Source organism: Chryseobacterium sp. Bi04 (genome assembly GCF_918698085.1).
GTDB lineage: Bacteria > Bacteroidota > Bacteroidia > Flavobacteriales > Weeksellaceae > Chryseobacterium.
In genome coordinates, this window is the sequence record NZ_CAKKLP010000001.1 from 372,412 (window position 1) to 396,729 (window position 24,318).

Annotated in this window: 20 protein-coding genes; 11 read left to right on the top strand and 9 right to left on the bottom strand. The window is 35.9% G+C overall.

All coding sequences use genetic code 11. From position 1 onward, the window contains the following. Positions 1-83: 83 nt before the first annotated feature. From mnmG to LQV47_RS01790, 5 genes are all read right to left on the bottom strand, one after another. Positions 84-1,946 (bottom strand): tRNA uridine-5-carboxymethylaminomethyl(34) synthesis enzyme MnmG, encoded by a 1,863-nt coding sequence (gene mnmG, locus LQV47_RS01770; protein ID WP_230033133.1) that lies wholly within the window; start codon positions 1,944-1,946, stop codon positions 84-86. Between the two features lie 147 nt (positions 1,947-2,093). Further along, on the bottom strand, positions 2,094-2,513 hold the full coding sequence (ybeY, locus tag LQV47_RS01775) for an rRNA maturation RNase YbeY (RefSeq protein WP_230033142.1): 420 nt from the start codon (positions 2,511-2,513) through the stop codon (positions 2,094-2,096). 4 nt (positions 2,514-2,517) lie between these two features. Next, a complete protein-coding gene (locus LQV47_RS01780; RefSeq protein ID WP_230033144.1) occupies positions 2,518-4,674 on the bottom strand; it encodes a patatin-like phospholipase family protein in 2,157 nt (718 codons plus the stop codon). 2 nt (positions 4,675-4,676) lie between these two features. Further along, on the bottom strand, positions 4,677-7,124 hold the full coding sequence (locus tag LQV47_RS01785) for a bifunctional UDP-N-acetylmuramoyl-tripeptide:D-alanyl-D-alanine ligase/alanine racemase (protein ID WP_230033146.1): 2,448 nt from the start codon (positions 7,122-7,124) through the stop codon (positions 4,677-4,679). A gap of 58 nt (positions 7,125-7,182) precedes the next feature. Next, entirely contained in the window at positions 7,183-7,782 is a 600-nt protein-coding gene (locus tag LQV47_RS01790; protein ID WP_230033148.1) for a thymidine kinase, read from the bottom strand. A 61-nt stretch (positions 7,783-7,843) separates the two neighbouring features. On the opposite strand from LQV47_RS01790, the gene LQV47_RS01795 reads away from it, so the two are divergent. From LQV47_RS01795 to fabG, 4 genes are all read left to right on the top strand, one after another. Beyond that, positions 7,844-9,319, top strand: coding sequence for a hypothetical protein (locus LQV47_RS01795; protein WP_230033150.1), 1,476 nt, complete (start codon positions 7,844-7,846; stop codon positions 9,317-9,319). A 2-nt stretch (positions 9,320-9,321) separates the two neighbouring features. Further along, positions 9,322-9,996, top strand: coding sequence for a 16S rRNA (cytidine(1402)-2'-O)-methyltransferase (gene rsmI / locus LQV47_RS01800; RefSeq protein ID WP_230033152.1), 675 nt, complete (start codon positions 9,322-9,324; stop codon positions 9,994-9,996). Beyond that, positions 9,997-11,508 carry a WG repeat-containing protein gene (locus tag LQV47_RS01805; protein ID WP_230033154.1) on the top strand — a complete coding sequence of 504 codons (1,512 nt, stop codon included), beginning with the start codon at positions 9,997-9,999 and terminating at the stop codon, positions 11,506-11,508. A 168-nt stretch (positions 11,509-11,676) separates the two neighbouring features. Then, positions 11,677-12,420, top strand: coding sequence for a 3-oxoacyl-[acyl-carrier-protein] reductase (gene fabG / locus LQV47_RS01810; RefSeq protein ID WP_230033155.1), 744 nt, complete (start codon positions 11,677-11,679; stop codon positions 12,418-12,420). 83 nt (positions 12,421-12,503) lie between these two features. On the opposite strand, the gene LQV47_RS01815 is transcribed toward fabG, so the two are convergent. Continuing rightward, positions 12,504-13,544 carry a GMP reductase gene (locus LQV47_RS01815; protein WP_230033157.1) on the bottom strand — a complete coding sequence of 347 codons (1,041 nt, stop codon included), beginning with the start codon at positions 13,542-13,544 and terminating at the stop codon, positions 12,504-12,506. 61 nt (positions 13,545-13,605) lie between these two features. On the opposite strand from LQV47_RS01815, the gene LQV47_RS01820 reads away from it, so the two are divergent. Genes LQV47_RS01820 through LQV47_RS01830 form a run of 3 tightly spaced genes read left to right on the top strand, consistent with a single transcriptional unit; the run spans position 13,606 to position 16,004 of the window. Continuing rightward, entirely contained in the window at positions 13,606-14,346 is a 741-nt protein-coding gene (locus tag LQV47_RS01820) for a prolipoprotein diacylglyceryl transferase family protein (protein ID WP_230033159.1), read from the top strand. Between the two features lie 11 nt (positions 14,347-14,357). Continuing rightward, positions 14,358-14,591, top strand: a complete 234-nt coding sequence (locus LQV47_RS01825; RefSeq protein WP_230033162.1) for a hypothetical protein — start codon at positions 14,358-14,360, stop codon at positions 14,589-14,591. Between the two features lie 9 nt (positions 14,592-14,600). After that, entirely contained in the window at positions 14,601-16,004 is a 1,404-nt protein-coding gene (locus LQV47_RS01830) for a radical SAM protein (protein ID WP_230033172.1), read from the top strand. 81 nt (positions 16,005-16,085) lie between these two features. On the opposite strand, the gene surE is transcribed toward LQV47_RS01830, so the two are convergent. Both surE and LQV47_RS01840 read right to left on the bottom strand, forming a co-directional pair. Continuing rightward, the gene (surE, locus tag LQV47_RS01835) at positions 16,086-16,874 is read right to left on the bottom strand and encodes a 5'/3'-nucleotidase SurE (RefSeq protein ID WP_230033173.1); all 789 of its coding nucleotides are present in this window, start codon (positions 16,872-16,874) and stop codon (positions 16,086-16,088) included. 320 nt (positions 16,875-17,194) lie between these two features. Next, positions 17,195-17,365: a lmo0937 family membrane protein gene (locus tag LQV47_RS01840; RefSeq protein ID WP_230033175.1), complete on the bottom strand. Its 171-nt coding sequence runs from the start codon at positions 17,363-17,365 to the stop codon at positions 17,195-17,197. Positions 17,366-17,717: 352 nt separating this feature from the next. Here LQV47_RS01840 and LQV47_RS01845 point away from each other — a divergent pair, with 352 nt between their 5' ends. Next, complete coding sequence (locus LQV47_RS01845; RefSeq protein ID WP_230033177.1) at positions 17,718-19,847, top strand: carboxy terminal-processing peptidase; 2,130 nt, start codon at positions 17,718-17,720, stop codon at positions 19,845-19,847. Positions 19,848-19,899: 52 nt separating this feature from the next. On the opposite strand, the gene LQV47_RS01850 is transcribed toward LQV47_RS01845, so the two are convergent. Beyond that, on the bottom strand, positions 19,900-20,403 hold the full coding sequence (locus LQV47_RS01850; protein WP_230033179.1) for a superoxide dismutase family protein: 504 nt from the start codon (positions 20,401-20,403) through the stop codon (positions 19,900-19,902). Between the two features lie 213 nt (positions 20,404-20,616). On the opposite strand from LQV47_RS01850, the gene LQV47_RS01855 reads away from it, so the two are divergent. The 3 genes from LQV47_RS01855 (at position 20,617) to LQV47_RS01865 (ending at position 24,061) form a co-directional block, all read left to right on the top strand. Beyond that, positions 20,617-21,255, top strand: coding sequence for a 4'-phosphopantetheinyl transferase superfamily protein (locus LQV47_RS01855; protein WP_230033186.1), 639 nt, complete (start codon positions 20,617-20,619; stop codon positions 21,253-21,255). Between the two features lie 181 nt (positions 21,256-21,436). Further along, complete coding sequence (locus LQV47_RS01860) at positions 21,437-21,856, top strand: hypothetical protein (protein ID WP_230033187.1); 420 nt, start codon at positions 21,437-21,439, stop codon at positions 21,854-21,856. Positions 21,857-22,297: 441 nt separating this feature from the next. Then, the gene (locus tag LQV47_RS01865) at positions 22,298-24,061 is read left to right on the top strand and encodes a fibrobacter succinogenes major paralogous domain-containing protein (RefSeq protein ID WP_230033188.1); all 1,764 of its coding nucleotides are present in this window, start codon (positions 22,298-22,300) and stop codon (positions 24,059-24,061) included. Positions 24,062-24,318: the final 257 nt, after the last annotated feature.

The window sequence follows — 24,318 nt, forward strand, 5'->3', positions numbered from 1 at the left end:
ATATCTAAAAGCTGAAATACGCTCTTAAATACCTTAATTTTAGCTTTAACTTTTTAAATGTTTCACGTGAAACATTTATTTTTTTAACGTCCTAAATACACCAGTAAAACGTTTATATCGGATGGAGATACTCCGCTTATTCTTCCAGCTTGCGCTATAGTCTTAGGGCGGACGTTGGTCATCTTCTGTTTGGCTTCTGTAGAAAGGCTGGATAGCTTTGAATAATCAAAATCTTCTGGGATTTTAATGTTTTCCAGTCGGTTTAGCTTCGCTACATTTTCCTTTTCTTTTTCTATATATCCTTTGTACTTGATATTGATCTCCGCCTGCTCTCTTACCTCTTCGTTATATTGAGAAGAAAACTCCTTGATGGCTTCAATTTCATCCAGTTTATGTAGCGTCATATTCGGTCTGGTAAGGATCTGAGCTGCTCTGTAAGCCTGATCTACAGGATTACTTTCTATAGATTCCAGAATAGGGTTGATCATTCCTGGTTTTAAAGAAGTTTCTCGTAAGAATCCTTCAAGTGATTGACTGTCAGTTATTTTGGCTTCTACTTTCTTTAATCTTTCTTCTTTTGCCAGTCCTAATTGATATGCTTTTTCTGTCAATCTGATATCTGCATTGTCCTGTCTCAAAAGAAGTCTGTACTCGGCACGTGAAGTAAACATTCTGTATGGTTCTTCAGTTCCTTTTGTAATCAGATCATCTATTAATACCCCAATATACGCTTCATCTCTGTTAAGGATGAATTCATCTTTTTCGTGAACTTTATTGTGTGCATTAATACCTGCCATTAAACCTTGACCTGCTGCCTCTTCATATCCTGTAGTACCATTGATCTGTCCTGCGAAATATAAATTATCAATTAATTTTGTTTCTAAAGTATGTTTCAATTGGGTAGGAGGGAAGTAGTCATATTCAATAGCATAACCCGGACGGAATACTTTTACGTTTTCGAATCCTGGAATATGTTTCATCGCTTTAATCTGTACATCTTCAGGAAGGGAAGAGCTGAATCCATTTACATAGATTTCTACTGTTTTCCATCCTTCAGGTTCTACAAAAAGCTGATGTCTGTTTCTTTCTGCAAAACGGTTGATTTTATCTTCGATACTTGGACAGTATCTTGGACCTAAACTTTGAATCGTACCATTGAACATTGGGCTCCTGTCAAAACCTTCACGCAAAATATCATGTACTGTTTCGTTGGTATATACAATATGACAGCTTAGTTGTTTTGTTAATTTTGGGGTATCAAGATAGCTGAATTTTTGAGGATTTTCATCTCCTTTCTGTTCTTCCATTTTGGAATAATCCAAACTTCTTCCATCTACTCTTGGTGGAGTACCGGTCTTCATTCTTCCTGCTTCAAATCCTAAAGAGACGAGTTGTTCGGTAATACCAAATGCTCTCGGTTCTCCCATTCTTCCTCCGCCTAATTGTTTATCACCAACGTGAATTAATCCGTTAAGAAATGTTCCGTTCGTTAAGACTACAGATTTTCCTTTTACTTCTATTCCTAAAGAAGTAACCACTCCTGTTACTTTATTGTTTTCTACAATAAGTTGTTTTACCATATCCTGAAAGAAATCAAGATTGGGAGTATTCTCTAATGCTAATCGCCATTCTTCTGCGAAAAGCATTCTGTCATTTTGGGTTCTTGGAGACCACATTGCGGGACCCTTTGAAAGATTCAGCATTTTGAATTGGATAGCTGATTTATCTGCTACAATTCCGGAGTATCCTCCCATTGCATCAATCTCTCTTACGATCTGTCCTTTTGCGATTCCACCCATTGCCGGGTTGCAACTCATCTGTCCGATGGTCTGCATATTCATAGTAACGAGTAGGGTCTTTGAACCCAGGTTCGCGGCTGCGGCTGCGGCTTCACAACCTGCGTGTCCGGCACCTACTACTATTACATCATATATTTCTGAAATCATTTTTATCTCGCTTATTTTAAGCTTTACACTTTGTTCTTATTACCAATGTTTCACGTGAAACATTTTTGGAGAATGCACTCTAGGTAAATGTATATTACAGCTAGAATAGAGCACTTTAGATATATAGCTTTAAGTAATTCTTTAATTTTAATTCTTTAAATCCTTATATCTGGATAAGTACAAATCTTCCATTCTCCGCATCTCTTTTTCCTCTTCCTCAGTCTTATCTTTATAACCTGAAAGATGAAGAATGCCATGGGCCAGAACCCTTCTTACTTCTTCTTCATAATCTCGGGATAGGGTAGAGGAGTTGTCGGAAATGCGCTGCAAAGATACGAAAATCTCTCCGCTTATTGTTTTCCCTTTTACATAATCAAAAGTGATGATATCTGTATAATAATCATGTTGCAAATAGTCCTGATTGATCTTAAGAAGATATTCATCGTCACAAAAAATGTAATTGATTTCTCCCTGTTTTTTTCCTTCTGAAAGAATAATATCTTCCAGCCATTGTTTGTAATCTGTACTTACGCTTTGCGGTAAGTTTTCGTAAAAGAATTGTATCATTGTTTTAAAACCAGTGTCCTAAAATAACACTGAATATGCCTTTTTGATTATTTTTAAGTGAGTGGCTAAAGTTTACTTTAATTTGTCCAAATGGAGATTTATATCCTGCTGTTATTCCCAATGAGCTAAAATTTACTTTCACTGCATCTTCGAATTTAAGATCATTAGAAAGATTGGCAAAGCTGAAATTTCCACTAACAAAATAGCTTTTGTTGAATTTAAACTGTATATCATTTGAGGCTAATATCACATTATTGCTATGAAGCTGTGCGAAATAAAAACCTCCAAAACTTTTAAAGTTGATGATATTCTGTTCAAAAACCCCACCAAGTCTGTACTGATAATACTGAGGAAGATTTTCACCAATGGTAAGTCCACCAAACAGATTAAGACGATAGGTAAATTGTTTACCCAACGGAATATTAATTCTTAGATCTGCTTTTATCTGGATAATTCTCTTCTCAACTTCAGATTTTAACAGATCTACCACCTTTCCTTCTGCAGCGAAATAGACCCCTTTTGTAGGGAATTCTTTGTCATCCTGGGTATCGGTCTTCAAAAAAGCATAGGGGTTCAAAAAACGGCTGTAACGCCTGTTTTCGCCATTAAGTTCAGCCTTGAAGTAATCATGGCTTATACCACCTCCAATTGCAAATTTATCCTTCCATATCGATTGGATGTAGGCTTCGTTTCTGATCCATTCCCATTTATCTACGATGTTATTATCCATATTCTTAAGATCAAAGCTCATTCCGGAAGAATAAATACCAAATCCGGGAATATATCCGTTATCAATAAAATAATTAAGGTAGTATCTGAGCTTATCCCCAACAACAACATCTACTGAAAGGTTTGAATTTTTAAATAAAAGTCTTTTTGCGGAATAATTTAATAGGAGTCCTGTTTTGAAAATTTCATCATAATGAAGTCCAAATTTTACAAAATGCCGTGCATCATCTTCGGTAACGTATAACTTCAGATAATTAGTGTCATTCTGCTGAATAATATCATAGTTGATGAATCTGTAGTTATTGGTGGCAACAAGCTTATCAATCATCTTGTTAATATTTCCATACGTTTGTAAAGAGGGAAGGCGTAGTCCCAATTTTCCTAAAACATAGTTTTTACCATATATTTTGCCTCCTTCTATCGCAAGACTATCTATTTTGTAGACGTTGGAATATATTGGGTTTACACGTTGTCTGAGGCGGTCAAAGGACCGTTTGGGTAATTGATCCAGGACATTGACATATTTCATTCCCTCTACATAGCCGCTATCAAGAATCTTTTTTTTCTCATCATAGCTGGTGGCTGTCATTCCCTTTAGATTGGGCTTGATGTTAATATCAGTATATTTATATTGTTTTCTGGTATCTCTTTTTATTCCAAAGTCGATCACCTGGTTCAGGATTGAAATAATATTGTTTAAATCTTCTCTTTTTGAAAGGTCCTGGTTCAGGTCCACTCCAATGACGATGTCAATCCCTTTGTCCTTTAAAGGTTTTGAGGGGTAATTTACGGTCATGGCTCCATCAATATAAATACTGTCACCTATTTTCACAGGATCCATTAAAGAAGGAAATGCTGAACTTGCCATGATTGACTGTACGAGGTCTCCTTTTTCAAAGATCTGCATATTTCCACTTTCCAGATTGGTGGCCACACAAAAAAAGGGAATAGGAAGTTTAGAAAAATCATCAATGTTGGAAACATTTTTGAAAAGCTCTTTAAGAAGATAGACATTCCTTTGTCCTGTACTTATAGAAGAAGGAAGTGTTATTTTTCCATTTTTTAACGGGATAGATAAAAGATATTTATCCACGGATTTATTGAAAAATGTAGATTCCTGCCGGGATTTGGGATCCATAATCAGAGAATAGAAATCCGTATCCATAACAATTTTTTCTATTTCCTTTCCGGAATATCCGGCAGCATAAAGGCCGCCGACAATGGCTCCCATACTTGTTCCGCCAATATAATCTACTTTGACTCCCAGTGAATCTAAAACTTTAAGTACTCCGACATGTGAAAAACCTTTGGCACCACCACCGGCCAGCGATAGTCCTATTCTTGGGTTTTTGGGAATTACCAAATCCTTTTTTACTTGTGACTGGATTAAAAGTAATTGGAATACGAAGAGAATGATCAGGAGTTTTCTCATAGTTAATCTTTAATATAAATCCGTTTCACCCGAGGGGAAATGGAGGTTAATACTTCATAGGTAATAGTTTTGCAGTAAGCTGCGAATTCTTTTAAACTGGGGTGAGCGTTGAAAATGGTTACTGTATCCCCCTCTTTTACATTAGGGATATTATCTACATTGAGCATCATCATATCCATGCATATATTTCCTACAATAGGAGCAAGAGTTTTATGAACTCCCAATTTTCCGATTTGATTTCCTATTAATCTGGGAATACCGTCAGCGTATCCTACCGGAATAGTAGCAATATTTGTCTGATGATCTGTTTTATATTTTCTGCTGTAGCCCACAGATTCACCGTTTTCAACCAATGATATCTGTGAAATCACTGTTTTAAAACTTACTACAGATTGTAATTTTTTTTGTATTTCACTATATGGTGACTCTCCCAGCATTCCAATTCCAATTCTTACCATATCATACTGATAATGGGTATAGTTTGTAATTCCGGAAGAATTTAAAATATGACGGATAGGAGTATAGCCAAGCTTTTCTGTTAAATAGCCTGAGTTTTTTTCAAAAATCTCTAATTGGCTCATGGTAAATTCTTTTTCTTCCGGCACATCAGAGGAAGATAAATGGCTGAACATACTTTGAACCTTAAGATTTTTATGTTGTAAGGTTTCACTTAACCGATCTAATTCAAAATCTTTAAATCCAAGACGATGCATTCCTGTTTCCAGTTTGATATGAATAGGATATTTCTGATCATACCCGGACTTCTGAACTGCTTCATAGAAAAGGTCCAACACCCTGAAACTGTAAATTTCAGGTTCCAGATTATAATCTATAATAGTCTGATAACTGTGCTGTTCAGGATTCATCACCACGATTGGGGTGGTAATTCCTTTTTTACGGAGTTCTGCACCTTCATCGGCGAAAGCTACCCCCAGATAATCAATATGATGGTGCTGTAGAAATTCTGAAATTTCATAGCTTCCCAGACCATAAGCATTGGCTTTCACCATGGCCATCATTTTCGTTCCCGGCTTCAGCAGAGATTTATGATAATTGATATTATGAAGAATTGCGTTCAGGTTGATCTCCAAAACGGTATCATGCTTTCTCAGTTCAAGGATATCTTTAAGCCTTTCAATTTCAAATTTTCTGGCTCCTTTTAAAAGAATGATTTGATTTTCTAAATCTGTAAGTCGTTTACTTTCAATAAGTTCTTTTGTGTCTATGAAAGTATATACTTTAGATTTAAATAATTCACTGAATTTTGATATTTCATCACCAATTAAGAATACAGAATCGAAATGCTGCTCATTAACCAGTTCTGAAACTTCTTCATACAGCTCCTGTGAATTCGTATTCACCCCTACAATATCCGTTAATACCAAAGATTTTTTAGGCTTATTGTATTCTTTTAAAAACTGTAGGGCAGTCTTCAGTGAGTCCAGATCCAGATTGAAAGAGTCGTTGATTACGATATTGCCCTTAATTCCTTCAATAGCTTCAAGCCTCATTTCAACGGCCTTTAAAGTGTTGATTTTTTCAACGATCTTTTGATTTCCGATGTTCAGCTCCTTTAGGACTGTGATAAGCGCCAGAGCGTTGGTTAACGTGGCTTCATCTCTTTGATGGGCCGGAAAACTGATTTCTTCACCAAAATATTCCACAATGATGTTTTCACCCTTCGAAATATTGTTTTTAATGAAGACCTGATTTTCTTTTTTAAACCCGTAAGAGATTAATTTTTTATCTGAGTACAGCTCTTTTATTTTTTTACTTACCAAAGAATGGTCACCATTATAAATGATCACCTCAGAATCTTTAAAAAGTTTGAGCTTTTCATCAATAAGTTCTTCTTCCGAAGAAAAGTTGGCAGCATGAGCTGTTCCTATATGGGTTAACAATCCGATTTGAGGATGAAAAATATTTTCTAAATTTTCCATTTCGTCCGGTTGGGAAATTCCCACTTCAAAAATCCCAAGCTTATGGGAAGCATTGATTTGAAGGAGGGAAAGAGGAAGGCCAATTTGGGAATTAAAACTTTTAGGGCTTTTTACTGTTGGAAATTCATTCCACAGACATTGATACAGCCATTCTTTTAAAATAGTTTTCCCATTACTTCCTGTAATTCCGATGGATTGTAAATGGGAATGTTCGAAATGATACTTTGCCAGTTTTTGAAGAAAATCCACAGAATTCTCAACAATAATCCAGGTTATATTTTCAAACTGTGGATATGGATGTTCAGAAATAATTACATGGATACCTCTGTCTATAGCAGATTCAATAAATTTTTCACCAGAGTTTTTATGGGTATTTATAGCAATAAAAGCAGTATTCTTTGTAGAATATATAATTCTGCTGTCAAAAGCTATATTTTTGATCATTACATCTCCGTCTCCAATAACCTGTGCATTGGTGATTTTTGCAATTTGTTGTACTGTATAGTTCATTGGTACCCTTTCTGCTTATTTATGTAAAGGCAAATCTGTTTATTTTAGAATTTGCCTGTTAGTTTTTTATATTATTTTTCTTTGCAAGAACTTCATCCATAAAAACACGGCGGCTTACTGCTTCATAACTTTCTGTTTCACCCAATTCCACCAGGTTATTGCCCTGAGAAATCCTCATGGAATAATTGGCAAGATTACCTGTTCTCTTACAAATAGCATGCACTTTTGTTACATACTCGGCAGTAGCCATCAAATTAGGCATAGGACCGAAGGGACGTCCCAGGAAGTCCATATCCAGCCCTGCAATAACTACTCTTACACCACTATTGGCAAGCTGATTGGCAATCTCTACAATGCTTTCATCAAAAAACTGAGCTTCATCTATTCCTACCACATCACAGTTGGAAGCCAACAAAAGAATTTCATTAGGATTTTCTACTGCTGTACTTCGTATTTTATTCTGATTATGAGATACTACATCATCTTCAGAATACCGGATATCCAGTTTCGGTTTAAAAATTTCTACATTCTGTCCCGCCATTTCTGCTCTCCGCAATCTTCGGATTAATTCCTCAGTTTTACCGGAAAACATAGAGCCACAGATAACTTCCATCCAACCGCTTTGTTTGGAATGATTAATTGTATTTTCTAAAAACATTTGTTAAATTAGCCGTATATTTTTAACATCAAAAGTAAGCAATTTTAATAAGAATCTTATTATGCAGAATATCCAAGATTTAAAGGAAAAATTTTTTTTTGAATCCAAGAATATCATTGATAATCTGGACAAAATAAATAACGTAGACGAATTACTTTCCAAGCAAGATCTTGTGGATGAGCTTGCTAACAGGATTTCTTTTTTGAAATTAATGGAAAAAAATATAGAATATTTCATTACTGAAGATCCTGTTCACCATTTTGAAAATAAGCATCATTCCTTTACATCCGGAGATATGGAATCTCATGATTCCGGAAATGAGGTAACGGAAGAAGAAGCTATTTTTAATAATGAACTGAATGAGATTGATGAAAATGAAAATGATAACTTTGCCGCTGGAATTGAAGAAGAAGCAGTATTCAATAACCAGCTGAATGAAATCATGGAAAATGAATTCCATGAAAATATCATCAGCTTTGTGGATGAAAGCTATGAATACAAAAATGCAGATCAGCAGGAAACCTCACAGCATGGAGTAACAGAAGAGGAAACTGTTTTTAACAATCAATTGAATGAAATTGACGATAATGAGATCTCAGGAAGTGAAGCGGCAGTTTTAAGTTTTATAGATGAAGAAAAAGTACTTGCTAATGCTATTCCGGACTATGATGAGGATATTGATGATAGCATCTTTAATGAAAACATTACGGAAGAAGAAGTACGGTTTACTAATGAGCTGAATGAAATAGAACGTTCTGAAGAGGAGGATGCTCAACAGGAAGACGAGATAAAGGATGAAGTATTTCTGGAGGAGTCAAAAGGGACTACAGAAAGGATCCCAAGTATTTTTGATACCGAAACCCTGGAAGACGAAATGTTGATTGAAGAAACTGAAGAAGAGTTTATTTCCTCAAAGACTTCAATAGAACAGGGAGAAATGGCTACAGAAACTTCCAATGTAGAGAATATTATAAGTGAGATAAAAAACGAACATCCTGAAGAAGAAAAGGAGGAGCAAATACTTGCAGAAGTTTATGACAGAAGAAAAATTGTTGAAATAGACAAGCCTATCCCTGAGGAAACAGAAAAACATCCTTCTGATGAAAGTTTTGAAAATTTAGATGCTTATCATCAGGAGAAAAAAATAAAATTAGCCAATATCAAAGGACTAAAAGCCGTTCAGTCTCTTTTTGACGATGACCCGTTAGAAAGAGAAATACCTAAAGAAGACCAGGCTCCGGTAGTGAAGGAGGAAACAGGAAGCATTTTGAAATCCAATATTCCTACCAATTTTATGGAAGCTGACAAACAAAAACCGGAATTCAAGCTGGATTTGAATGACAGAATTGCTTTTTCAAAGATGCTGTTTGATGGAAGTCAGACAGACCTTAATGAAACGGTAGCCCAGCTCAACCAGTTTAGAAGCATTGAAGAAGCAAAGGAATATCTGAGTGATCTTTATTATGCCAGAAAATGGAGTAAGGTGGATGAATATGCTCAGAGACTTTGGATATTGGTGGAAAATAAATTCTTATAATTTTGAGCGGAATCTTATATTTTGTTCCTACTCCTGTAGGAAATTTGGAAGACATGACTTTTAGGGCAGTGAATGTTTTGAAAGAAGTTGATTATATTTTATGTGAAGATACTAGGACTTCCGGTATACTTTTAAAACATTTTGAGATCTCAAAACCTTTGAAATCTTATCATTTGCATAATGAACATCAGGCAACTGAAAAAGTGATTGCCGATCTTAAAAGCGGTCAGAATATCGCCATTATTACAGATGCAGGAACTCCGGGAATTTCAGATCCCGGCTATTTACTGGCAAAAGCCGGAGCAGATAATGGCATAGAAATGATCTGTCTGCCGGGAGCTACGGCTCTGATTCCTGCTTTGGTGGTTTCAGGACTTCCCAATAATGAATTTCTCTTTGCAGGGTTCCTGCCCCAGAAAAAAGGGAGACAAACAAAGCTGAAACAGCTTGCTGAAGAAAAGAAAACGATTGTTCTGTATGAGAGTCCTCACAAGATCAATACTACATTAGAACAGATCAAAGAATTCTTTGGAGAAGAAACCAAAGCAAGCTTAAGCCGTGAAATCTCTAAAAAATTTGAAGAAACTAAACGGGGGACTATCAATGAATTAATTGAATTTTCCAAGAGTAAAACCTTAAAAGGGGAGATCGTTCTTATCGTCAATAATTCTATTTAATTGAAAAAATTAGTTTTCGTATTGTGCTCCACTATTTGTGCAGCACAGTCTCATCAGTACACTAAAGTTCTTTTATCAAAAAAGATTGGAAAAGAGGTTAGCTCCTATTCGGAAGGATACGGAACGGTATATGATGCTGCTACCAGGAAACAGGGAATTGTAGACTCGTTGGGAACAATTACATTTGAATCTCCTTACAGAGGCAGTATTTATCATATTTTCAAAAACAGATTCGTTCTGCGGTCTGAAGAAGGAAGTAAAGCTACATCAGGAATTATTGATGAAAAAGGGAATGAGCTGATTTCTTTGGATGAACAGGAATTTAATACGCCGTGGTTCAGCAGAGAACGGATTATTTCTTCCGGAAAGGATAAGGAAGCTGTTTATGATTATAATGGGAAACAGATTATTCCTTATTCTGATAAAATAAGATTTGCAGCCAGGAACAGGTTTTTTGTTTTACAGAATAAGAAATGGCTGCTTTATGATTTTAATGGCAGGCAGGTCACTGAAAGAGAATTCAGAGAAGATTACCACTTTGAAGAGGATAAAGCTTTGATTGTGAACGAAGAGGGGCAAAGTGAAATTATTGGATTAGATGGAAATACGCTCCATCGGTTTTCAAAGAATATAACAGATATCAACGCGTATCCCTATCTTATTACAAAGAACAAAAATACAGGAAAATATGGTTTAATCGATCTCGATGAAAATACCATTGCTGAAGAGATTTACTCTGATATTACCCCTGAATATTTTGGAAAGAAAGAATATATCTATCTTAGAAAGAGCAATAAAGCAACTATTTTTTTTAAGAAGGACCAGAAACTCTATCCCAGCAGTTTCAGGGATCTGGCTCCTTTATTTGATCGTCTTTTCAGTGTGTATAATGATCAATCAAAGAAATCAGGAATTGTTGATGTAGAAGGTAATGTGATTATTCCTCAGGAATATGACTTTATCAAAAGTTTTGTCATCTCTGGAAATGATTTTATTTATCTTAAAAAAGGAAATGAAGAAAAACTGCTGGATAAGGACCTTAAGAATATGCTACATGATGGTGATCAGATCCTTGGTTTTTATCCTAATAGCTTAATGATCAGAAAGCAGGATAAGTATTACAGGTTTTCATTGGGCAACCAATCGATGACAGAATTAAAGGATATTACCATGATCAAAGGCTTGGCTACAGATTATTTTAATCTGCTTAATCAATATTCAAAACCGCTTGTATGCAAGAATAAAGATAATCTGTTTGGTATTTTAGATGAAGCAGGCAAAGAAATTGTTCCTTTTATATATGAAGATATTGTAGTATTTGAAAACTATGAAAATGAAATTGTTGTGAAGAAAGACGGCAGATACGGTGTTCTGAATTTTCAAAATGAACCTCTCCGGGAAATTATTTATGATACTTATTTTTGGGAAAAAGAAGTATTGAGGTTAGATAGAAACAAAAAATCTGACTTTATCTATTTTACAAGGTTCAAAAATACGGCTACCCAACTTTAATAAACTGAAAACTGATAAAAAAAGACAGTAATTTAATGATTTGAATGCGTTGCATGACAATTTATAATATCTTTGCAAACCGTTTAATTCTGGAAAAGAATTATAGATTGAAAATGAGTCAGCATTCATAAGCTGAATGAGTTATAAAGAAAATAATTGTCAATAAATATGAAACTATTAGAAGGAAAAGTAGCACTAATTACCGGAGCTACAAGAGGAATCGGGAAAGGGATTGCTGAAGTATTTGCACAGCATGGTGCAAAAGTAGCATTTACTTACGCCGGCTCTGTAGACAAAGCTAAAGAATTAGAAGCATCTTTAAGTTCTGTAACCCAAATTAAAGGATATCAGTCTGATGCATCGGATTATGATGCTGCCCAGCAATTGGTAGATGATGTAATGAAGGAGTTTGGGCAAATTGATATTTTGATAAACAATGCCGGGATTACAAAAGATAACCTGCTGTTGAGAATGTCTAAAGAAGATTGGGATCAGGTGTTGAGAGTAAATTTAGATTCAGTTTTTAACCTTACAAAAGCAGTGATTAAACCAATGATGAAGGCAAGAACAGGATCTATTATCAATATGACTTCCGTAGTCGGAATAAAAGGACATGCAGGACAGGCAAACTATGCCGCTTCTAAAGCGGGTGTAATCGGATTCACAAAATCTGTTGCTCTGGAACTGGGATCCAGAAATATCAGATGTAATGCTATTGCTCCGGGATTCATTGAAACGGAAATGACGGCTGTTTTAGACGAGAAAATAGTCCAGGAATGGAGAGAAGGTATTCCAATGAAAAGAGGAGGACAGCCTGCAGATGTTGCTAATGCCTGTGTATTTTTAGGAAGTGACATGGCTTCTTATATATCCGGACAGACGCTAAACGTTGACGGGGGTATGTTAACTTAAAAATAGTAAAAAGGCTGCACATCATGTGCAGCCTTTTTTTATTCTTCCACTGCTCATCCGGCAGTCTCTAAAAATGATAAGGATCAGTCTTTAAAAACCTGGTTTTCCTGTTCCTGAACTCTGATAAAAGTAGTTCTTTTGGAAAGCTGCTTAAGTTTGGAAGCCCCCACATAAGTACAGGTAGATCTTACCCCTCCTAAAATATCTTTTACGGTTTCTGATACAGGACCTTTATAGGCTACTTTCACCGTTTTTCCTTCAGAAGCACGATACTCTGCAACCCCTCCAGAATGTTTATCCATAGCTGTTTTTGAACTCATACCATAAAACAAACGGAATTTCTTACCATTTTCCTCTACCATTTCGCCACCGCTTTCATCATGTCCGGCAAACATACCTCCAAGCATCACAAAATCTGCTCCGCCACCAAAGGCTTTAGCCACATCGCCGGGAACCTTACAGCCTCCGTCTGCTATAATGTGTCCTCCCAGACCGTGAGCCGCATCTGCGCACTCAATGATAGCTGAAAGCTGAGGATATCCTACCCCTGTTTTTACTCTTGTTGTACAAACTGAACCGGGGCCTATTCCTACTTTAATGATATCTGCCCCTACCAAAAGAAGCTCTTCCACCATCTCTCCGGTGACCACATTTCCCGCTATAATAATTTTGTCCGGAAAATTGGCTCTTGCTTTCTTCACAAATCCAACGAAATGCTCCGAATAACCATTAGCTACATCGATGCAGAGAAACTCAATTTTTGGATGCTTTTCAAGAATCTGTCTGATTTTTTCTTCATCTGCTTTTCCCGTACCGGTACTTAATGCGATATACTGATAAATACTTTCAGGCTGGTTTACAAGAAACTCACTCCATTCTTCAGTGGTATAGTGTTTATGAATGGCTGTAATTATTTTTTCTTTTGCCAGTTCCACAGCCATTTCAAAAGTACCAACCGTATCCATATTAGCTGCGATAACGGGAACTCCATTCCATTTTTTCTGAGAATGCCGGAAAATAAATTCTCTTTCCAGATTAACTTCTGACCGGGACTTTAAGGTAGAACGTTTGGGACGGAACATTACATCCTTGAACCCCAGTTTTATTTCATATTCTATACGCATTTTATAATTATTTGTCAGAATAAAGGTAGTAAATAATCTCAAATAGATTATTTTTGAAGCAATGGATTTTCCTGTAACTTTTCATATTTTCGGTACAACAATCCTTGCACATCCTCTTTTTGAGACCGCCGGGATGTTTTTGGGTATGCGGTATTATTTTTACCTTAAAAGAAAGTCTAAAGAAAAGCTTAGTTTCAATATTTCCGCTGCTGTATTAATAGGGGCAACAGCAGGAGCTTTAATAGGTTCCAAGCTGATAGGAAACCTCGAAAATCCTTATACATTATTCGAAAATTTCAGCTTTAAAAGATTTTGGTCCAACAATACGATTGTGGGTGGCCTTGCTTTTGGGTTAATAGGGGTGGAGCTGGCAAAAAAAATAATAAAACATAAAGAAAGCACCGGAGACTTAATTGTTTTTCCTTTAATGCTTGCCATAATGATCGGAAGAATCGGTTGCTTCCTTACGGGAATTCATGAAGAAACCTATGGAATTCCTACCGATTCAATCTTTGGAATGCATTTGGGAGACCAATATCTAAGGCATCCTGTAGCGCTTTATGAGATTGCATTTCTATTTATTTTATGGATAGCTTTACACTATATTCAGCGCTTGAAGAAATACCCTTCAGGATTTGTTTTTCAGGTTTTTATGCTGAGTTATTTTACTTTCAGATTGCTGCTGGATTTTATTAAGCCCAGAGTAGAAATTGCCGGAAATTTGGGAACAATACAAATTGTGTGTGTATGTGTAATTATTTATTACATTTATATTATCAAAAATACCAAATCCTTATATTAAAAATATTCACGATGAAATCTTTAACAATTTTAGAAGTGGGCAATATGGCCGGTGTCGTCATCATGATCATTGGAATGATTATTTTGGGTGCTTTGTTTATTTCTCTGGTAGTCACTTTGATCACGAAAGTAATCTATGAATGGAAAGGAGACCGGAAATTCAGTAAAAAACAATTTATACAAACTATGGTAATCTGTATTTTAATCTGCGGTTTGATTAGCGGATATATCTGCGGAGGACTTTAACATTAAAATATGCCAGTAAGAAACTATACGTATTACGATTATACGATAAGCCTTTGCCCCGAATGTCTTAAAAGAGTAGGAGCTAAGATTATTATTGAGGATGAAACTGTTTTTATGACGAAAAGATGTCCTGACCATGGCTTCTTTAAGACAAAAATAGCCTCGGATGTGCAGTATTATAAAAACATAAGAAACTATAACAAAGCTTCGGAAATGCCCCATCATTTCGGAACAGATGTGGAGTACGGATGTCCTTATGACTGCGGACTTTGTGTAGATCACGAGCAGCATAGCTGTCTTTCTATAGTAGAAGTTACGGACCGGTGTAATTTAACCTGTCCTACATGTTATGCCATGTCTTCTCCTCACTATGGAAGCCACAGAAGTCTGGAGGAAATAGAAGCGATGTTTGATATTATCGTTAAAAATGAAGGCGAACCGGATGTTGTTCAGATTAGTGGAGGAGAACCCACCATACATCCTGAGTTTTTTAAAATTATGGATATTGCCAAATCGAAACCCATAAAACATTTAATGTTAAATACCAATGGGATAAGAATAGCCAATGATCCGGGGTTTGCCGAAAAACTGGCGACCTATGCTCCGGAATTTGAGGTATATCTTCAGTTTGATTCATTTAAGCCTGAAGTGTTGGAGGACTTCAGGGGAAAAGACCTTACGGCGGTAAGAATGAAAGCCCTGGAGAAACTCAATGCACTTAACCTTTCCACCACACTGGTTATTGTACTTCAAAAAGATAAAAATATAGATGAGATCGGTAAGATCATTGAGTTTGCTCTGAAACAGAAATGTGTACGAGGAATTACTTTCCAACCTGTAGAAATTGCAGGAAGAAACAGGGAAGATTCTTCCCATGAGAAAATTACCTTAACAGAGGTAAGACAGGAAATTCTCAATCAGTTCCCGCTATTAAATTCTGATGATATCATCCCTGTTCCCTGTAATCCGGATGCTCTGGCCATGGGATATATTTTAAAATTAGAAGGAGAGACAATCCCTTTAACCCGATATATCAATCCTGCTGATCTTCTGAATAATGAATCTAAAAACACCATTGTTTACGAACAGGATGAAGGACTTCAGATGCAGCTGCTGGATATATTCAGTACGGGAATTTCAGTAGATAAAGTAAAGCCTAAAGTGAACCAGCTACTCTGCTGCCTTCCGGAAGTATGTGCTCCCAATTTTGATTATGATAACCTGTTCAGAATTATCATTATGAATTTTATGGATGCCCATGATTTCGACGTCCGTGCGGTAAAAAAATCCTGTGTACATATTGTCAATAAGGATCTGAAATTGATCCCATTTGAAACAATGAATCTTTTCTACCGAGATGATAAGAAAAATTATCTGGAAGAGCTGAGAAAAGAGGATAAAGTATTGTTTTAACTGAATCGGAAAAAAATAAGAGACGTAAAATCATTTTACGTCTCTTTTATATGTTTTTAAAACTGTTCGTAATAGAAACTGTTATTTAACTTCCGGAATAGGGTCAAAAGTCATTACCTCTCCGAGTGTATTCATATACTCATAGGCTGTCATGTCAAATTTCACCGGTACAATAGAAATATATCCGTTGGCCAAAGCTGTCTCATCGGCATCTTCAGATTCATCCATATTATTGAAATATCCTGTAAGCCAGTAATATTTTTTTCCGTGTGGATTTACTCTTTCATCAAAGCTTTCTTCCCATTTCGCATGAGCCTGTTTGCAGACTTTTATGCCTTTTATTTCTTCCGCCGGCAGTTTGGGAATATTGACATTCAGTACAATTCCTTTAGGCATAGGCTTTTCAAGAGTCCTTCTGACTATATTCTGAATAAATTCTTTAGCCTGGGTAAAATCTGCCTCCCAGCTGAAATCCAGTAATGAAAATCCAATTGCAGGGATTCCCTCCACTCCGGCTTCCACAGCAGCAGACATCGTCCCCGAATAGATCACATTAATAGAAGAATTAGCCCCGTGATTAATTCCTGAAACAACAATGTCCGGCCTTCTTATCAAAATTTTGTCAAGAGCCATTTTTACACAGTCTACAGGAGTTCCACTACAGGAAAAATCTTTCTGTGGGCCTTCAAGGGTAACTTCTTCGTAGCTTAGGGTAGAATTAATGGTAATAGCGTGGCCTTTTCCACTTTGGGGAGAATTAGGGGCTACAACAACAACTTCTCCGATTTCATTCATAAAATTTACAAGATTTCTGATACCAGGAGCTGTAATTCCATCATCATTAGTAACCAGAATAAGTGGTCTTTCCATAAAATATTTTAATTTTTTAATAATATGAAGTGCAGTTTGTCCAATTATTTAATCAGGACAAAAAGAAATTTCAACACATCAAATGTAGTTAAAAATAACCTGTTATAAAATATCTGCCGAGTTATAAATACATCATATTTTTAAGAAAAAATTAAAAATAGTCATAAAATGGGGTGTTTTCTGACAGGAAATATCAGAAAAGGGTCAGTACGAAGGGATGCCTTTCAGTGAAACTGTAACAGATTTTATCTTTGAAAATAATATCCATACAATCTCACCGAAATTTACATCTTTTTAAAGTTTAATAATTTGAGTAAGGCTTAATCAAGAGGTTTTCTCCCTGATATAATATTGTAAAGAATAACAATAATAGCAATGACCAAGAGAACATGAAATAAATATCCGGTACTGATTCCCGGAACCACTCCTAACATTCCTAAAAGCCAAACAACGATACAAATGACTGCTACTAACCATAATATACTTCTCATAACGTTACATTTTTAAAGTTATCTGATTAAATATCAGCATAATTTGTGCCTTTATGTCTTAAAATTACTTTTTGTGGTACCTGTTTTTTTTTATTAAATAGGCAAAACCATGTTTAAAAGCACTTATAGAAAAGGAAGTTTAAGATATTTTTACCATATAAGAAAAATTTCTTTTCGTAGAAATATAGAGAAGCGGATTTATTATTTGCATAGCTCTTTTGATAAAAAACACTAAAACTATACGATATTTGTAAATAAGGTATTAAATTTGATCGTTTGTAACAATACGGGTATTTTATGTTACTAATTGATATACTTATTTTTAAAAAAATTAATAAATACAAGACAGTTTATGTGGAAAAATTTCAAACTGAATAAATTTTTACTCCTAATTCCATTAACCAGTCTAATGTTTTGTTTCAACTCGCCAAAGAATGACGATGAAAAGATGCAAACAATAATGGTGAGCGTAAAAAATACACTTTCTTATCTTCATTATAGCCCAAAAACTATTAATGATGCCTATTCTAAGGACGTTTATAAGCATTATTTCGAATTGGTAGACCCTGCAAAAAGATATTTCCTGCAATCTGACATGGATGAATTCAGCAAGCATGAGACAAAGCTTGATGACTATATCAGCCAGGGCGATCTTAGCTTTTATAAACTTACGATAGACAGACTCTACCAAAGAGTGGATGACATTGATAAGATTACCCAGGATATTTTCAGTAAACCGATTAATCTTCAGGAAGATGAAGCGCTTACTCTAGAACCCAAGCTTAAAAAAATTCCTGCCAATAAGCAGGAACAGTATAACGAGTGGAAGAAGTTCATTAAATATAATATCCTTCAGGAGATTGAATCCATGAACAGTAAAGAGGAAGCTCAGAAAGAGAAAAAAGATTCTGTTCAGAAGTACAAACTTAAGGATACGATCAATTTTAAGGTTCTTACTCAGGATGAAAAGATTAAGAAGGCTACAGATGAGGTAAAAGACCTTGTGAAAGATACCTTTACAAGATTCAAAAAGAGAAAGAAAATGGATTGGTTTACAGTGTATATGAATGCATATACGGAAGTATTTGATCCACACACGAATTATTATTCACCAAAAGATAAAGAGGATTTTGACAGCCAGTTTACCGGAAAAGTAATCGGTATCGGAGCCATTATTCAGGAGAAAAAAGGAAATCTTTTCCTGGGAGCTCTTACTATTGGAGCCCCGGCATGGAAATCTAAGCAGCTTTCTGAAGGAGATAAGATTTTAAAAGTAAAATCTAAACCTAAAGATGATGCAGTAAACGTTGTGGGAATGCTTTCTGATGAAGCGGTAAGGCTGATCAGAGGGGAAAAAGGAACGCCGGTAACACTAACGGTTCAGAAAAAGGACGGATCTATAAAGGACGTTACTATGATCCGTGAAGAGGTAGCTATTGAAGATACTTTTGCAAGAAGTATTGTGGTGAATACACCGAATGGAAAGAAATACGGATTCATTAACCTTCCAAGCTTTAATGCTGATTTTGAAAATGCAAAAGGAAGAAATGCTTCTGACGATATTAAAAATGAAATTGTAAAACTTAAAGCTCAGAATATTGAAGGAATTATTCTTGATCTGAGAAATAATGGTGGAGGATCTTTAACGGAAGTTGGGGATATTATGGGCCTTTTCATGGATGCTGGTCCTTATGTTCAGGTAAAAGATGGAAACGGGAAAATCCAGACCTTAAAGAACAAATATGAAGCTCCTATATGGACGGGACCTTTAGTCATTATGCAAAATGAACTTTCAGCTTCAGCTTCAGAAATTTTAGCAGGAGTAATGCAGGATTATGGAAGAGCAATGATCATCGGATCACCACAGTCTTTTGGAAAAGGTACCGTACAGACTTTTGTTGACCTGAATAGATTTTTAAATACTGAGGATGATTTCGGATCTTTAAAACTGACGATTCAAAAGTTTTACAAAATTACCGGTGAATCTACTCAGAGAAAAGGAATTGTTTCTGATATTCAAATGAAAGACTTCTTTACCTATGCTGAAGTAGGAGAGAGATATGATGATTACGCATTGGCCTGGGATAAAATTCCACCTACAAAATTTGAAAAGCTGAACTATTTCAACATTCAGGCTCTTGAAAAAGAAAGCTCTGAAAGAATGGCTAAAAACAGCAATTACCAATTGTTATTAGAATCAGCTCAATGGAGAGAAAAATTGGATAAAGAAGAAAATATCACGCTGAATATCAATAAATTTAATGAATTGATGAAGCATAGGAAGTCTCAGATTGAGAAGTTTAAGGTGCTGACTAAATTTGAGAACGGACTTCAGTTTATTATGTATCCAAGTGAAGTTGAAAGAGAGAAAAAAGATGAAGCATTCAAGAAAAAATCTGAAATGTGGATCAAAAATCTGAAAAAAGATCTCTACCTGCAGGAGGCAATGAATATTGTAGCAGATATGGAAACAAAATCATAATCATAAAAAAACCGCTAATGAAAATTAGCGGTTTTTTATTGAAATAAACGGGTTATTTGATTTCTACACATCCAACTCTTCCTCCTGCATTCCCTGTAGGCTGAGTATGGAAATCATCAGCCGCAGCGTGTACGATAAGACCTTTTCCAATGATATTTTTAGACTCATCTGTACAGGAAAGACACCATTTGTCTGTCTTAAAGGTTAAAGTGGCATTTCCACTCTCGTCTGCAATCAGGTTGCCTATATCTCCCATATGGAAATGTTCAGCACCCCATTTTCCATGGTCATCTTTACCGGGATTCCAGTGTCCTCCGGTAGATGTTCCATCCGCTGCAGAACAGTCTCCTTTTTCATGAATGTGTACTGCATGGATTCCAGGGGTCAGGTGATTGACATCAAGCTTCATAATTACATCGCTTCCCTGTTGGGTAAACTTTGCCGTTCCTCCTGTTTGTGTTCCGCTCTTGGCATTTACTTCGTACGTTTTTACAGTGCCACAAGAAGCAGCTAAAAATGCACATCCAGCCAATACTGCTAATGTTTGTACTTTCATTTTTAAATGATTTATAGTGATTATAGGTTAAAATTAAAAAACATTTTCCAAAATGCTTTATGATTCCAGTCTTTTTTTCTGAAAAGCCACTTAATGATGCCCTGTATCCATATTGATTGATGAGCAGATACAGTTTCCTAATCGAAAATAAATAATAAGCTTTAAAATAGGTTTGAAAAAGAAAATGACTATTTTTAATGTAATTTATTTTTGATGATTATTCTATATTCGTTTATTGATGAAAACAGACACAAATTTCTGATGGACAGGTATTTGAATGCTTTTCCGGAAGATTTTAAGAAAGATATTCTGAAGTACAGGAGATGGCAAGATGCCCAGCTTTCTCTGTTGGGAAGAGTTCTTTTAGAGCATGGGTTAAATGCTCATTATGGAATCAGAGGCGCAGAAATTGGAAGATTATCCAACAATAAACCTTTTCTAAAAGGGCATACCGTTCATTTTAATATATCTCATTCCAAAAATCTTGTGGCTTGTGCTATAGCTGATTATCCTATTGGAATTGATATTGAGTTTTCAGATGATTCCATCAATTATTTGGATTTTCAATTCCAGATGACGGCGGGTGAATTTGAGGAAATTCATCAATCCGAAGACAAAATAAATAGTTTTTTTACCTATTGGACAAAAAAAGAAGCGGTCTTAAAAGCAGAAGGTAGTGGGATGATGATTCCTCTTGATTCATTTGAAATTTTAAATAATGAATGTCTTATTGAAGGAAAAAAATTCTTCACGAAAGAATTTTTTATAGATAAAAGATATCATTGTTGCATAGCATCTGAGGAATTTACAGTCGTAAATAAATCTATTTGTTTTGAATTGTTCCAAAACTGATTAACCCTTTTTAAAAGCGTTGTGTGCCCTATTTTATTATTTTTTTTTCATAAAAAATACACCAAATAAATCATTTATAGGGGATAAAATAAGATTTTTTTGCAAAATTTACTTTGTGATTTCAAAATTAACATATATCTTTACGCAGAGAAAAAAATTATTTCAACACTAAAAATTCACAATGAGAAAAAAGTTATTGCTGCAAATCAGCATTTGCTTCAGCGTACTTACATTTGCACAAGTAGGTATTAAAAAAGAGAGTCCCCATCTTAGTACAGATCTTGAGCTTGGTTCGAACAACAAGGCTTTAATTTTGAACAGAGTCCCAAACACAAGTGCAATTCCAAATCCTGCCAATGGAATGATGATTTATGATCTTTCAGAGGAATGTGTAAAAGCATACCAATCTGGAAAATGGTCGAAATGTTTAGGCAAAAATCTAAGAGCCAAACAGGCTTCTGACCCACTATCTTTATCAAAAGGTTCTGTAGACCTGCCCCACGATTTTATTGCTTGGCAATTTTATCGCGAACAAGACATTACGTATACACAAGGGAGGAGAACTTTTGTGAAAGACGAGATATTGAGATCAATGAATTAGTGATAGCATTCCCGCGATAATTTTCCCGGCAGGTAAAAGAAGCTTATATTATTCAGTACAGTATTTCAGCCAAAGCATATATTCTGACAATTAGGGTTTCATTGGCATACAACAATTTTTGACCTGAATAGTACGATTCTTTCCCTTCCTTGAAAATGAGTTTCAGGCAAAAATTTCCTGAGAATTATATTAGATTCAATAATTACTTTATAATGATGTAAATAGTAACTGTTGTAAGAAGACTGTGCCTAAAACGCAAAGGTTAATTATTATATTAAGTTACTGTTAATTAATTATTTAGATTGTCTATTGTTTTCATTGTCTCTCAACCATATTCTGAATCTCGGTGCCCGGGCCTACCATTACTTGATTTTTCACAATTTCAAAAAATAAGCACATTTATATAACCCAAATTCATTTATTAAAAACGAATATTTTAAGATGAAAAAACTATTATTATCGATTTATTTCTGTATCAGTTCTTTATCCTTCGGACAGGTAGGGATTAATACTGCAAATCCCCATTTAAGTGCTGATCTGGAATTGGGATCCACAAACAAAAGCTTATTATTAAACAGGGTTCCCAATACAGGAGCTATTGCTAACCCGGTTAACGGCATGTTAATATACGATGTAGCAGAACAGTGTGTAAAAGCTTTCCAGGGAGGTGCGTGGTCGTCATGTTTCTGGCAAGAGAACAATTCTTTTGCTTTAACATGTGCTTCTGCGGTATTTGCTCCCGCTACAGCAACTCAGGGACAAGCTTACACAGGAACCTTAACAATTCCTTATACTGGTGGAGATGGAAGTGCATATCCGGGACAGACTATTCAGTCTAATGGATTGACTGCTACATTGGCGCCAGGTACTTTTGCTACCGGGGCCGGAAGTTTACAGTTTTCTGTTGCCGGCTTTCCTATCACTTCAGGAAGTGCTGTATTCAGTATTACTGTTAATGGAAGTACATGTACTTCTATTAGTCTTCCTGTAAATCCCGGAACTCCGGTAATTCCACCAAATATTACATTAGAAGGAAGATACTTTATTGCTTCTGTGTATGATCAGGATTATTCTCCGTTTACAACACCTACAGGACCTGCTACTACTGCCAGACCTGTTGCTGCGGATGGAGTAAATGAAACACTGGTTGATCTTCAGGGAGTGATTCCTACTTCAGGATTAACAGTCTATATCCCTGCAACAGCTACAGGAAGTGGAAGCATTGGCTCTTTCAGTCAAACAATAAATGTTCCGGCTAATCTTACCGAAGATGGTATTTCCAGAAATATTACACTTTCCTGGAGTTCCCAGTCCTATAACAGTACCACTAAATCAATTACAGCCACCCTTAAAGCTGAAGGAGGTACATTGAATGCCCGCAAGCTGGACGTGAATGCAGGAATAGGAAATGATTACCTTGGTGTGCTGTTGGGAAGATTTCTTATGCCTAATGCCGGGGCTCAGAAAGGATATGATGTCCGTATAATAGCGGCAATTCCTGACAGAATGTTTAATCAGCCTGATATTGATAAAAACTTTAGCCACAACTTCCTTTATCTTCCGATACAGGCCGAAGATGGTAACGTATGGCTGAATCATAACTTAGGAGCAGATTACACGAATGTAAATGATCCGAACTTCAATCTTGGAAAAAGACCGACTTCTGCATCAGATTATCGTGCTTATGGTTCGCTATTCCAATGGGGAAGGAAACCGGATGGCCATGACCTGATTAAATGGTCAGCTTCTAATACAGGAACACCGGTTAACCCTATTATTACCGGTACCGCGAATGATAACCCCACAGATACCAGATTCATTGCTACAGGAAGCGACTGGAGAGTAACCGGCAGTACTACGCTATGGCAAACCAGCACTTCTGCAAATAATCCGTGTCCTATAGGATTTAAAGTTCCTACACAGGCACAGATACAAACTTATCTAAGCGCTTCTAATATTACCAATGGTATTAATGGGGCAGCAGCAAGTAAATTAGGTCTTACTGCAGCAGGAACCAGAGATGCGGGTCTAGGAAATATCTCAACTGTTACAACAGGAACTTCCGGACTTTACTGGAGCAGTACAGCCGGATCAATATCCAGCCCAGCTGCCGCAGCTTTACAGATTTCTCAATTTGGAGCTCCAAGTGCTACTTTTTTCCCAAGTAAAGCACAAGGCATCTCAGTTCGTTGTATTAAAGAGTAAAAAAATAAATTTTAAATAATCACTAGGGTAGTTGTCGACTTTGTTAACAGCTACCCAACGTGGTTAAAATACTTCCCTATAATTGGAATTATTAGCAATAAAAGTAGCCCTGTTATTACAAAAATAGCAAGACAATTAAAAAACACATACTTCTCATCATGAAAACCTAATGACAACTTTTGAAAACCAAGAAATATTTGAAGAAAATCTGAAAAAAAATCCTAACCTAACACCATATCCGAAAGGATATAATCCCC